This window comes from Streptomyces sp. NPDC048142 (genome assembly GCF_043202835.1).
GTDB lineage: Bacteria > Actinomycetota > Actinomycetes > Streptomycetales > Streptomycetaceae > Streptomyces.
This window is the reverse complement of sequence record NZ_JBIDBC010000043.1, coordinates 39,902-52,333: the sequence shown is the minus strand read 5'-3', so window position 1 is coordinate 52,333 and position 12,432 is coordinate 39,902. Positions and strand designations below refer to the sequence as shown.

The following is a 12,432-nucleotide window of genomic DNA, read 5'->3' as shown; positions in this document are numbered from 1 at the left end:
TAACGGCTCCAGCTTCGGGCCCCGACGAGGAACAGACGCACCAGCAGCAGAAGTCACACAACAACTAACGATCAACTACTGGCGCAGGACACTAGAAGGAGGCTTGAGGGTCGGCGGGCCAACCCTCTGACTCGAAGAAGGGCATGGCCGCACGGTGCGGCACGGAGAGGTCGGCGAGCAGCACCATGAGGCCGAGGTCTCCCTTGTAGAGGCTCAGTCGCTGGGCTCGGAGTGGGCCGGGAGCGCGCAGTGCGTGCCCCGCGAGGGCCCAGGCGCCGTCGAGCCACAGGTCGTCTCCCGTGGAGCGGTACAGGGCGAGCAGACTGTAGGCGCGGCCAGCGAGTCCGCAGCACAGCGAGCGGTCGGTTCCGCCGCCGACCAGCACCGACCGGGCGGCTCCCGCGGCGACGTCGAGCAGCTGGGGGCATCCCAGTACCTCGGCCGCGAGCGTCCACAGGAACACGTATCCGGCGCTGCCGTGGCACCAGCCCTGCATCGACACGGCCTCCGCCTCGGGGGCCGCGCTCACCGGCCAGCGCAGGCGATCGCCGTCACGGCGGGCGAGTGCGTACAGCTCGTCGAGACGATCGCGGACGGCGCTGGGCACGGGGCTCCGCGTCGCCTGACACCAGCGCATGAGTGCGAACAGCACGCCCGCCCAGCCGTGTGCGATGCCCAGGTACTGCCATGTGGTGGACGCGGCCCTCATCTCGGCCGAGCGCTCAAGCTCGCTGACGAGCTCGGTCTGCAGGGCGGCCCCGACGGTTTCGACCGCCGGGTCCCGGGTGGCCTCCAGCAGGAGGGAGGCCGCCAGCAGGACTCCGGACCTGCCCAGCGTGAGGTCGACCGATGGGCACGGTGCCTGAACGGCTGCGACGAACGAGGAAACACCGTTCTCCTGCGCCATCGGGTCACCGCCGGCATGGTCCACGAGGGCGCGGACGGCATGAACGCCGCTCGCCCTGTGGAACGGGCTCACCGAGCCCACCGTCTCGGGAGTGATGTCCAGCTCGGGGTTCACGAACGCTTCCGGCCGGTCCATCTCGTGGAGCGCTCGGAGCGACCAGTAGTCGGCTGACGCGAGCAACGACGGCGACTCCTCGGCCATGGCCATGCGGTACAGCGCGTAGGCGATGCCGGCGGACCCGTAGTTCAGTGAGGCGGCCGGCCCTGCCAGGCCTTCGGCGCGAGCTACGCCGCCGATGTCGAGCCCCGCGGTGAACTCCCGTAGGAGAAGGTCTCGTCGGCGGCCCGTCTCGGTGCGCAGGAAGTCCCATGTCGACGCCGTGCCGGCGGCCACGTGATCGAGAGCGGCAGCGAGATGCGTGAGGGAGGGGAATCGATGACCGGGCTCCTTGTGCAAAGCACGCCGGAGCACGCTCTCCAGACCCGGCCAGGGCGCCACGCCACGCTGCGAGAACGGCAGCGGGGGCGCCTCGGCGATCTGTTGGAACATCTCCCGCCGGTCAAGGGAGAAGTCTCGGTAATGGGCGCCTGTCACGAGGTAGTAGAGCAGCGCCGCCAGCGAGTACTGCTCGGACTCCGCCGACACCGGCGGAGGCGGCCGCGAGTCGAGGGCCGACGTGACGTACTCGGGGTCGAGGAACGGGCCGAGGCCTCCCCGGGGTGCCTCACCCGGCTCGTCTCCCTTCACGCCGGCCAGCCCGAAGTCGATGACGGTGACTCCTCCGCTCCCGGCGATGTCCACCAGCACGTTGTTCGGGTGCACGTCACCGTGCACGACACCGGCCTCGTGCAGCCGCGCGAACGCCCGGACGATATCGCGTGCCAGTGCCAGCAGACCGGGGCGGTCCTCGCCGGTGGGGCGTTCCCGCAACATTCGCGCCGCGGTCTCGCTGTCGGCGCCCGGACGCCATTCGGTCGCCAGGTACGGCCTCCGGCTCAGCAGGCCGGAGGCGAGGCAGCGTGGGCTCACGGTCGCGTCCAGCGTCGTCAGGACCCGGGCCTCGCGCCGCAGTGCCGCCGCAGCCGGGGACTCCGGCGAGCGTGCGAGCTTGAGGGCCGCCACCGTCTCCGCGCCGCTCACCTCGTAGACCTCGGTGTCCTCGACCAGGTGTACACATCGGACGACGGAGAAGCCGTCGACCACGTCCCCCGTCTTCAAGGTGGCGCCGACGGGGGCGGCGAGGTCGGCGTCAGGAGGCACGAGGTCGTGCATCGCGATCAGGCGGGAGAGCACCGGGAACGACTCGTCGAGCACCGCCTCCGGATCAGCCCCGCGCGGGAGGCTGTACCGCAGGACCGCCTCGACGATGGTCATCGGCCGCCGGAAGTGCCCGAGCAGGACCGCCGTCTCGGCATCCACCAGGCTGGACGGCGTACGGGAGTACCTGCGTGTCACAGCGTGGCCGTCGTCGTCCAGCCGTCTCCGGATGTCGTCGGGAAGGTCCCGGACCGGGACCACGTCCACGTCCGGCCTCAGGACGAACGAGTCCGTCGCCTTCATCTGTGGTTCCCTGGCGGTACCGGGCCCCAGAAGTCGCTCGCGGGACGCCATGTGGCCGGGTCGACGCCGTCGCAGCGCACCCGCATCAGGGCGAATCTCCACGCGTCGGCACCGACGCCCAGGTACTGGGCGAGGGCGAGCGCTGCGGCGATCCGGCCGGTGAGCCAGGATCGCCAGCTGTGCCGGGGCAACGAACTGTCGCTTCGCCCGTCCGGCGGATCCATGCCCCACGACAGCAGCACACGTTCGGCGTCGAACCGTGCCGCGAACGGAACACCCTGGCCTGGTAGGCGGTCGAGCCGACCGGCGAGTACGGCGGCCAGCCGGTGCAGTTCACCGGCCGACGCCACATACAGGACCATTTTGTCGGGGCGCAGGAGGCCGCGCGGTGTCCGTGCCACCTTCAGCCACGCCCGTGTGCCGCTGTCGAGCAGGGCCGTGACGACGGCGGCGAAGCATCGGGACGTCGCGTCCGGCCGGGGGCTCACGTAGAGCTTGTACCTCGGCCCGGACTCGGTTTCCTCGTCCCCGGTGTCCTCGCCATGGTCGTCGTCGGCCGGGCCCCAGAGCGACCAGGTGTCGGACATGGGCGACGCATCCACGTGACGCCAGCGCCGCTCGAGCTGCCGTCGGGTCCGCCCCGAGCGGTGCAGCCCCAGGTGACGCTCGGTCGCCGCCGGGTCCGGGAAACGGCCGAGCCAACCGGGCGTGAGTGGAACCGAGTTGGAGAGATAGAGTCGGATAGCGAGCCCTTCCGGATCCGTCAGTCCGAGCCCGGCGGCGCTCTGCAGCGCGTGCCTGGACAAGGGATCCGTATCGACCGGCGTGCCCGCTGTGCTTTCGCGGTTCGAGATCTCCCGGTAGGCCGCAGCACCGGAGATGAACGATCGCCCGACCTCGATCTCCACGATCCCGTCGAGCACCAGACCGACCAGCTCGTCGACCCCGGGCCCGGCCGTGAGGGACCCGTTCAGCTCGGCGTATGAGCGGGGCTCTTGCAGCAGCGACACGGCGCGGGCCGTTGCCTTGCACACGACCTTGGGCGACATCGCGCCCGAGCGAGTCGGCAGCAGCAGTGCGCCGACATCTACATCGGGGTGCGCCCTGGTGACGAGCGCGCGTTCCTCCTCGGGCAGTTCGGTCGGCGTCATCACGCGGCAATGGGAGCCGACCCTCATCCGGCACCCCGCGAGACCGTCCCATGCGTCGCGCACGCCCATCACCTCGTCAGGCTCACGTCTCGGTGCCGCGGGGGTTCGTCCTCAGCCCTCCCTGTCTTCGAGTTCCGACCGTCGTGCCCGGAGCTCTTCGAGGGCCTCGGTCAGTTTGCTTTCCAGCTCGTCGACTTCGGTCAGTGTCCGCGGCTGCAGTTCCTCCTCGCGCTCGGCCAGCCGTGTCTTGACATGCCGGAGTTCGCGATCAAGCTCGGTCTTCAGGAGCTCCAGGTCCTCGATTGAGAAGAAGTCCAGGGGGCCGGTGTTCGTGACGGCCGGATGGCACGGGGTGCGACCGCAGTCGCTGACCGGTGGACATCCAGTGGTCAGGCGAAGGCTGCACACCGCGCAGCCTTCGGAGACGCCGATGCATGGCTGCGGCGGATCGAGAATGATCGTCCAGCCGCACGAGTTGGCGGGACAGAACGAGTTCAGCGGACACGCGGCGCGTCCTCGCTGGTCCGCTCCGCTCAGGTCGATCATGAGGTCCCGGATCTTGAAGCGGCCCATGGCTGTCACCTCATCCCGGTGCGTCAAGTGCCGAGGCCGCGAAGCGATCACTACTCCCGCGAGCCGGCCGACAGGGTCCGCCGGACGAACGCGCCCGGCCGCGATCCGACCTGCTCGCCGCTTGCACAGTGGCGCACCATTCGCTTCTTTTAGCGTCACATATGCGCCTGTTGCTCGCAAACTGACATGGGCGCAGTTCCTCGTCCGTGTGGCCAGCCGTCGGCAAACGATCGTTTGTACGAGCGGGGCTGGATGCCGGCACTGTCGGCGAGCAGCCGCCCCGGGCGCCGGCTGCTCACGGTGGTCTCACCCATGGGGCCACTCCGTCCTCTCGCAGGCCACGGTCACCGAGGCGATCGTCAGCTCCGGCTCCCGTCCGCCGCTGGCCCCGTGTGCCCGCAGGTCGAACCGCAGACCGGTCACCCCGCAGGGGCGGCCGGGCGCGTGAAGAAGCCGCCCTCTTCCCGCGTCACTCCCGGCCCGTGCACCAGGACCGCCGTCCGACCGGTGTCTCCGCTGAGCAGACCGTGCCGAACAGCGCGGTACCGTCCAGGGGCTGAAGCGCCATCTCGTGATGAAACATGAGCGGATGGCAGCGAGAAGGCGGGATGGCGCTGTTGAAGCTTCGGCCCTACTGATCGTCGGCTCGCAGCCCGGCGCCAGCCCGGTCGCCGCAGCCCACCGCGACTGGCACGCCCGCCGGATATTCCAGGGAGTCCCTCGCCCCGCGGTGGTCGGCTGACCCGCCGTCACTAGGTGCCGCGGTCCACCGCCAGGGCGTGTTCCAGGAAGTGGGCGTAGCGCTCCAGGGCGTCGAGGGCCGCTTCGGGGTCGGGGTGGGCTTCGAGGTCTTCGTCGTCCTCGTAGGGGGTCAGGCGTACGGCGGCCTCAACCGTGTCCCGGTCCCAGGCGCCGGCGCGGACCGCGGCCAGGAGGGCGGCCAGCGCGTTCGGGTCGCTCTCGCCCTCGGCGATCTCGGCCAGGGCGATGTCGGCCTCGCTCAGGAGGTGCCGGTCGTCGACGACGCCGGTGACGACGCGGCCGGGGACGCCGACGGCGGGCGTCCAGGACGCTCCGTCCCACCGGGCCGCCCCGCTGAAGGCCAGGTCCCACGCGTGGGCGTAGGGGCCCGGCAGTTCCGCGAGGTCCAGCGCGGCGCGTACGTCCTCGTACGCGATCTGGACGTCGTACACGTCCCGGTCGCGTGTCACCAGCACGGGTGCGGTCCCGGACAGGTCGAGCACGAAGGAGCTGCCGCCGCCGTCGTCGTGGGCGGCCCGTTCGGGCTCGGGCGTATGCCGGGGAGGCAGGTCCAGCACGGCGGCGAACGCCGCGCCGTAGGCCAGCCCCGCGGCGATGCGGCCGGGCGAGGAGATCGACGTCCAGTCCGTGTGTTCACGCATGCCGCGGATTTTCCCACCCACCTCTGACAGGCGGCCCCGGGTCAGTACCCGCGCGCGAGCGTGCCCTACGGTCTCACCTGGTCAGCTCGACTTCTTGACCCCCTGAGGTGTCTTTGAGGGCCCGGATATACGAGCCGTCAACAGCGCAGTGATCCACGTCCAGAAGGGACAACGGCTTCCGACCCCGCGCTTCTCCGCGAGTACGTCACCTCGGCCTACGTGTACACGCAGCACCGCATCGTCCCTGTGGAGCAGCTGGCCTGATTGAGGCCCAGGCAGACCCGGCCGGTAATCCCTGGGCTGTTCCGCTGCTCGGAGCGACACCCGACTGCGGCACGGATTCCTGAAGCGATCACTGCGTTCGCAGTTCAAGGGCGCTGTTCGCGCAGTGATCAGCAGCGGATCCGTCAGAGACAGCGGGAGCTGAGGGGCGTCCTGGTCAGGCTTCCTTGGCGACGGGGCCGCTGGTGGGGGCTTCAGCGTTGCGGCGTGTCTTGGCCCAGCCGTTGCGGCCGCTGATCATGCGGCCGACGGCGCGCCAGGAGACGGCGTAAAGGAACAGCAGGTAGAAGGGGTAGGCCAGACCCCAGGCGATGGAACGCCAGAAGCCGGTACCGGGTTCGCATTTGCGCCGGTAGATGGGTCCCCAGATGACGAACTGGCCAAGAGCCATGGCGGCGTAGAGGGCGATGCCGCGCCAGCCTCCGTCGGCGAGGTACGCCGCGGCGGCCTCGGGGTGGCGGCTGTAGGAGGCGGCGAGGGCGATCAGCGGGATCGGGTAGAGCAGCGCGCCGATGAGCTGGAGCCAGGGCTGGCTGAGGAAGAAGGTGAGCTCCAGGAAGCCGATGTTGGGGATCTTGTTGCTGCGCCAGATGGCGGGGATGTAGCCGAAGCACTGCATGACGCCCTGGGCCCAGCGGGTGCGCTGGGTGAGGAAGCGTTTGGTGTCGAACAGGGCTTCCTGTTCGACGTGGGTGTCGGCGCAGAAGGCGTTGATCCAGCCGGCGAGCATGAGGTGGATGCCGAGTTCGAAGTCCTCCAGGAGCCGGCCGGTCCAGGGACGGCCGCGTTCGGTGTTGAGGTCGTCGAGGGCGGAGAGGCGGACGAACTGTCCGTTGCCGCCGAGGCAGACGGTGCGGGAGGTCTTGCGGGCGTGCTGGAGTGCGGCCACCGGGGCGCGGAACTCCAGGTCCTGCATGCGGATGAGGAGGCGGCTGTAGAAGTTGCGTCCGGTGCCCTTGCCGCGGGCGGGCCGGTGGTCGTTGCGGTTCATCATCCGCACCTCGATCTGGACGCCGCCGATGTCCGTGCGCCCGAAGAACCGGCGTGCGGCGACATGGTCCAGACAGCCCGGTGCGGGGCGGCCGTCGGCGTCGAAGACTCCGACGATGATGCGGTTGCGGTCGATGCCGGGCGGGAGCAGCGAGCTGAGCGTGTCGTAGGCGGCGTTGAGGGCCTCGCCCTTGCCCAGGCGGGCGTTCGGCCGGCGCCGCTGGACCAGGTGGACGCCCGGGTCGAGGGCCTCGGCTTGGCGGACGATGTCGCCGGTCCGGTCCTCGGAGTCGTCGTCGATGACCCAGATGTGCGCTTCGGGGCAGGAGGCGCGCAGGTAGGTGATGGTGTCTCCGATGACGGCTTCCTCGTCGCGGCACGGTACGAACAGGTGCCACTGGTAGTCGCTCGCCTTGCCGTGCCTGCGCTTGCGGCGTACGAGCAGGGGCAGCACCAGCCCGAGAAGGTAGAGCGGGAAGAAGAGGCTCAGGACGAGGCTGAAATCGGCCAGGAGGCCCAGCAGGCCGGAGGGCTCGGAGGACGTCACGGAGGTACCTGGTTCCAGAGAGGCGGGTGCTGCGGAAGGGGCCGGTCCGGCCGGCGGGTGAGCGGCGGGCGGACCGGCCGGGCTCGGGTCAGACCCTGGCGGCCTTGAGACGTGCGGAGCGCATCATCAGCGCCCCGCCGGCCACGAGGGCGACGGCCAGCAGGGTCACGACGAGACCGGGCATTCCGCCTGTGACGGCGAGCTGTCCTCCGCCGACCACCACTCCAGCGCCCACGGCGCCCTTTCCTACCGACCCGTACACAGGTCCTCCTTTCGTCGAGGAGCCCTACCGGCCCATCCGGTGGAGCTCCGGTGATCGCCGGCGTGCGGTGCGCGCGCCGGCTGCTGCGGGGTCAGCGGCCCGGCGCGGCGCCCGGCAGGGGCGCGCGGTCGGCGAGGGCCGTCGCCAGGGCGTGGATCTGCCGGGAGGCGGTGCCGTCGCCGTAGGGGGAGGCGGTGGCGGCCAGCCGGCTCTGCAGGTCCGGATCGGCGAGCGCGGCGCGGGCGGCGTCCAGGAGCGGGCGGCCGGGCTCGACCAGGCGGCTGAACCCGGCGGCGACCGCTTCGGGGCGTTCGGTACTGGTGCGGACGACCAGCAGCGGCTTCTTGAGCACCGTGGCCTCTTCCTGAACGCCTCCGGAGTCGGAGACGAGCAGCCGGGCGCGGTCGGCGAGGGCCAGGAAGGTGGGGTGGTCGACGGGGTCGGTCACGTCGAGCCGTTCCAGGAGGTCCTCCAGGCCGAACTCCTTGGCCTTGGTACGGGTCCGGGGGTGCAGGGGCATCACGATGCGCTCGCCGATCCCGGCGAGCGCGGTGAGCAGCGCCCGGAGGCGCTCGGCGCTGTCGGTGTTCTCGGGGCGGTGGACCGTCGCCAGGACAAACGGACTGTCGGCGCCGTGCTCGCGGGCGATGCGTTCGCGCTCCGCGGGGGCCGGCAGCGACATCAGGGTGGCTTCGACGACCGTGTTGCCGGTGACGTGGATCCGCTCGGGGTCCGTTCCGGTCGCCAGGAGGTTGGCGGCGGCCTGCTCGGTGGCGGCGCAGTGGACATCGGCGAGTACTCCGACGACGAGCCGGTTGATCTCCTCGGGCATCGCCCGGTCTCCCGAGCGGAGCCCCGCCTCGACGTGGACGACGGGTATGCCGCAGTAGTGCGCGGCCTGCGCACCGGCGGAGGTGCTGTTGGTGTCGCCCTGGACAACGACCGCGCCCGGCGGGTCGGCGACGAAGGACCGGGCCAGTTCGGCCGTCAGCGAGCCTATCTGCGCCCCGCGCCCCCACGGCCCGGTCGCGCCGTCCAGCAGCAGGTGCGGCTGCGGCAGGCCGAAGTTGGCGAAGAACGCGCCCGACAGGGCACTGTCGTAGTGCTGGCCCGTGTGCACGACCCGCGCCCGTTCCCCGAGGAGCCGGATCAGCGGTGCCAGTTTGATGATCTCCGGGCGGGTGCCGAGCACCACGGCCACGTCGCGTCTGCCGGACGGAATCTCACTCATGTTGGTCCTGCCGCGCGTCCCCGAGCAATCCGGTGCACGCGCGCGCGGCCTGGTACCCGGAGCCGCACGCGGTCGACGCAACAGCCGACCGAAGCTTATGAGCTACCCATTGGCCGAAAATGCCACCCTCGGCACTTGTGACCAAATTGTGCTCAACACGAGAAGGTTCGGTGCCTCGGGAGGGAAAACCGTTCTGATGGCGCAGTCCTGACCGGGCGGGGCCCGTCACGGCATCACCTCACGGCCCCAACAGGGATGAAACGGACTTCATTTGCGTGACGAGGGCATATGCGGCCTGGCCGGCCTGCCTCGTCCGCAGGGATCCGCGGCTCCCCACCTGGCCTGTCCCGTCTGCTTCTTGAGCACGAGGTTCCTCATGCGTATCCGCTCTCTGACCTGTGGGGCCGCGTTCGCCGTTCCGGCGGCCATGTCCACTTCCCCGGCAGGTATCGCGCCCGCCCCGGCGAGCGGGGACACATGACGGCGTCGAACTGGGTCAGGAGCTGCCGCGTACGTCGACGCCGAGCAGGGAGGTGTGCCGCAGGAGGACCGCCGGCCGGCGCCCCGGGCGCCGAAGCGGGCCCAGACAGCTGGTACTTCGTCCTCCGCGACGAGGCCTCCTGCTCCCGTGAAGCTCACGGTCGCCTTTTCGAACCGGGGGCGGCACACTTGTCGGCGCCGGGCCGATGCCGGTGATCGGGCTGTGCAGGCTGTGCGCCAGCTGCACGGCGCTGCCTAAGGGCTGGCGTACCGCTGGATACTCAGCGGCGCGTCGTACTGGAGAGCGTGGCCGCCGCCCCGGTGCAGAGGAACCTGTCCTCAGATCGGCCGGGCGAAGACCAGGGGCTCGGACCAGCCGTCCGGGCGGGAGGCTTGCCCGGGCGGCGATCGTGCCGGCCGACCGGATCGGGCAGGACGATCACGGCCGCCGCGTGCGCGCTGGAGTCGTTCGCCGGCGGCCGGATCCTCGTCACCGTACCGACCCCGGACCTGCTCGCGCAGACCGCCCTTGGGCGTGGTGCCTGGTGGGCCACGCCGCGCCGTTGGTCGCGGTGTGCTCGCTGGAGAACGACGCGGTGCTGGGCTCAGGGGTACGAGCACCCGCCCGGTCCAGCTTTCGCTGTGGGCCGGGTCGGGGACGGTCGTCGTGTTCGCCGCCTACGCCTCCCTGGCGGACCGTGAGGGCATCGACGCGCCCGGAGAGGGCCGGCGGAAGGTTCGCGGGCCGCTGGACGGGGAGCGCCTGTACGGCCGGCGGCCGGCCCCGTTCGGCCTCGTCATCGTGGACGAGGCCCACGGCACCGCTGGTGATCCTGGTCGGCCGTGGGCGGCGGCCCACGACAATGCCTGTGTCCCCGCCGACTTCCGGCTCTACCTGACCGCGACCCCGCGCATCCCCGCCGCGGCCCGGCCGCAGAGGGGCACGAACGGCCGAGAGGCGGAGCTCGCGAGCACGGCCGACGCCCCGGACGGCCATGCTCGGCACCTGGCTGCCTGGCTGCCTGGCTGCCTGGCTGCCTGGCTGCCTGGCTGCCTGGCTGCCTGGCTGCCTGGAGCTGAACCTGGATTCTCGGAGGCGATCGAGCGTGAGATCCTCGCCGGGTTCGAGACCGATGTGCTGGAGATCCGCGCCTCTTCCCCTGTCCTCGGGGAGTTGGAGGAAGCGCGGCGCGGCCGGCGCCCGGCCCTGTTGCAGAGGGCGGAGAAGCTCCCCGCGCCGTCGGTCGGCGGTGAGCTTGTTCGACGGTGTCCGTCGGGCATGACCGATGCCGAGTGGGCCGAGGTCCGTGTCGCGCTGCCGGTGCCGGGGTGGCTCGAGGGCCGGGGTGGGGAGCCGGAAAGCTGCTGCCGCCGGCGGGTGATCGACGTGATCCGCTATCTCGTGGACAACGGCGTCAAGTGGCGGGCGGTGCCCGTGGACTTCCCCGTCCGGGACCGGGTCCTGTGCCTTCTTCCGTCGTCGGCGGGAGGAAGGGCCCGGTCAAGGAGCGCACTGGGGCACGGCAGCGGCCGGCCGGCGGCTTTGGCCGCGGCGTGGGCACTGCCGGCCAGTGGGCAAGCGCCGAGGGCCGGGGTGAGCAGGGCCTGCGCCTCGGGCACACGGCGGGTGGGGGTCATGGCCCGCGGCGCGTCACCGCCGGAAGCCCTGGCCCTGGCCGGGGCCGCGGTCCGGCGTGCGGGGCGGCAGTGCGGCGGCTTCGGGCCGGTGCGCCGCGTGGCGTTCGGCGGTCCGTCTGCTGTAGTCGTCCAGCCGTTGCTGCGCTACGGCCGTCGCCTGCGCGAAGCGCCTCACGGGGTCGGCGTCCCGCTCCAGTACGTCCCTCATCGCCTGGACCAGGTCGGCGTGCATGTTCGCGAGTTCGCCGACCAGTGCGCCGGTCGCGGCCGGTGTTCCGTCGGAGGCGTCGAGCTGCTTCGGCGCCTCCAGATGGTGCGGCTTTCCGGCGAACCAGCCTTCCGCTTCCAGCAGGCGGTGCGAGCCGTGGGTCACCGGGATGAAGCCGCTGGACCTGTGCCAGGCGGCGGCTCCCTCCGGGTTGAGGAGGTACTGCAGGAACGCCAGGGCGCCGTCCTCCACCTCCGGCGGCAGCCCGGCGGCCAGGAACAGGGAGTCGCCGCCCAGGATGTCGCCGGAGTAGGGCACGGCGCCGTTGCGCGGCAGGCCGGCGGCGACGACCTCGATTCCCGCCTGTGCCCCGGCCGACACCACGGACTGGGCCATCACGGAGGAGCTGCAGAGGAACGCCACTTGTCCTTCGGTGAAGGCCTTGAACGTCCCCGCCCAGTCCTGGCCCTCGCCGGTGTGGAGGTAGAGGCCGTCCTTGTGCAGCCGCTGCCACCAGGTGACCCAGGCCAGGGATTCCTCGGAGGCCAGGTCCACCTTCCCGGCCCGGCCCGACCGGCCGTTGGCGTGGTCTGCCAGCAGGCCGCCCTGCTGGCAGACGGCGCCCTGGAAGAACCAGCCGTCGACGGCCCACGCGATGGCGTGTGAAGGGCCGTCGTCGCTCTGCACGACGGTGCGGCAAGCGGCCTCCAAGGCGTCCCAGTCCTGCGGCACCTCGGTGATTCCGGCCGCCCGCAGCATCGTCATGTTCGCGTACAGCAGGCCGGTGGAAACGCTGAACGGCATCGATACCAGTTCGCCGTCGTAGCTGTAGTAGCGGCGTGCGCTGTCGACGAGGTCGTCGGTGACCACCGGCTCGCCGAGGATCTGCCGGCGTTGGCCGATCGCGCGCTGCACCGGGGTGAACAGCGGTCCGCCGGTCGCGGCGACCGCGTCGCGGGCGTGCTGGGTCTCGGTGAAGTAGACGTCGACGAGCGCCGGTACGCGGCCCTGGTCCAGGATGCGGATGAAGTCCTCGCGGCCGGTCCCGGTCCAGTACCGGTACGTCGAGACGCGGACCTCGTAGTCGGGATGTGCCGTGCCGAACTCCGCGGCCCGTCGGCGCACGGGGTCCAGGAAGCCCTCGAACGGGTGGTCGGCGAGCAGTATGTCGACGACGGTCCGGCCGTCGTCCCCCACGTC

At 71.2% G+C, this 12,432-nt stretch carries 8 protein-coding genes and 3 pseudogenes; 3 read left to right on the top strand and 8 right to left on the bottom strand.

Going from position 1 to position 12,432, the window contains the following annotated elements; translation table 11 throughout:
* Nucleotides 1-91: 91 nt before the first annotated feature.
* Genes ACGF2Y_RS33485 through ACGF2Y_RS33475 form a run of 3 tightly spaced genes read right to left on the bottom strand, consistent with a single transcriptional unit; the run spans nt 92 to nt 4,191 of the window.
* Entirely contained in the window at nt 92-2,467 is a 2,376-nt protein-coding gene (locus ACGF2Y_RS33485) for a lanthionine synthetase LanC family protein (protein ID WP_392955222.1), read from the bottom strand.
* Nucleotides 2,464-3,687 carry a hypothetical protein gene (locus ACGF2Y_RS33480; RefSeq protein ID WP_392955220.1) on the bottom strand — a complete coding sequence of 408 codons (1,224 nt, stop codon included), beginning with the start codon at nt 3,685-3,687 and terminating at the stop codon, nt 2,464-2,466. Before ACGF2Y_RS33480 ends, ACGF2Y_RS33485 begins: the two co-directional genes overlap by 4 nt.
* A gap of 42 nt (nt 3,688-3,729) precedes the next feature.
* Complete coding sequence (locus ACGF2Y_RS33475; protein ID WP_392955219.1) at nt 3,730-4,191, bottom strand: hypothetical protein; 462 nt, start codon at nt 4,189-4,191, stop codon at nt 3,730-3,732.
* Between the two features lie 643 nt (nt 4,192-4,834).
* Here ACGF2Y_RS33475 and ACGF2Y_RS33470 point away from each other — a divergent pair.
* Nucleotides 4,835-4,933: pseudogene (locus ACGF2Y_RS33470) on the top strand (restriction endonuclease); the annotation flags it as partial.
* A gap of 10 nt (nt 4,934-4,943) precedes the next feature.
* Here the strand turns inward: ACGF2Y_RS33470 and ACGF2Y_RS33465 are convergent.
* The 4 genes from ACGF2Y_RS33465 to wecB form a co-directional block, all read right to left on the bottom strand.
* Entirely contained in the window at nt 4,944-5,594 is a 651-nt protein-coding gene (locus tag ACGF2Y_RS33465) for a hypothetical protein (RefSeq protein WP_392955217.1), read from the bottom strand.
* 439 nt (nt 5,595-6,033) lie between these two features.
* On the bottom strand, nt 6,034-7,413 hold the full coding sequence (locus tag ACGF2Y_RS33460) for a glycosyltransferase (protein ID WP_392955216.1): 1,380 nt from the start codon (nt 7,411-7,413) through the stop codon (nt 6,034-6,036).
* An 88-nt stretch (nt 7,414-7,501) separates the two neighbouring features.
* On the bottom strand, nt 7,502-7,648 hold the full coding sequence (locus tag ACGF2Y_RS33455; RefSeq protein WP_392955214.1) for a hypothetical protein: 147 nt from the start codon (nt 7,646-7,648) through the stop codon (nt 7,502-7,504).
* Between the two features lie 118 nt (nt 7,649-7,766).
* Nucleotides 7,767-8,906, bottom strand: a complete 1,140-nt coding sequence (wecB, locus tag ACGF2Y_RS33450; RefSeq protein ID WP_392955212.1) for a non-hydrolyzing UDP-N-acetylglucosamine 2-epimerase — start codon at nt 8,904-8,906, stop codon at nt 7,767-7,769.
* Between the two features lie 873 nt (nt 8,907-9,779).
* Here wecB and ACGF2Y_RS33445 point away from each other — a divergent pair.
* Nucleotides 9,780-10,608, top strand: a pseudogene (locus tag ACGF2Y_RS33445) (DEAD/DEAH box helicase family protein); the annotation flags it as partial.
* 57 nt (nt 10,609-10,665) lie between these two features.
* Nucleotides 10,666-10,782, top strand: a pseudogene (locus ACGF2Y_RS33440) (IS5/IS1182 family transposase); the annotation flags it as partial.
* 255 nt (nt 10,783-11,037) lie between these two features.
* Here ACGF2Y_RS33440 and ACGF2Y_RS33435 read toward each other — a convergent pair.
* On the bottom strand, nt 11,038-12,429 hold the full coding sequence (locus tag ACGF2Y_RS33435) for an extracellular solute-binding protein (protein WP_392955210.1): 1,392 nt from the start codon (nt 12,427-12,429) through the stop codon (nt 11,038-11,040).
* Nucleotides 12,430-12,432 lie beyond the last annotated feature (3 nt).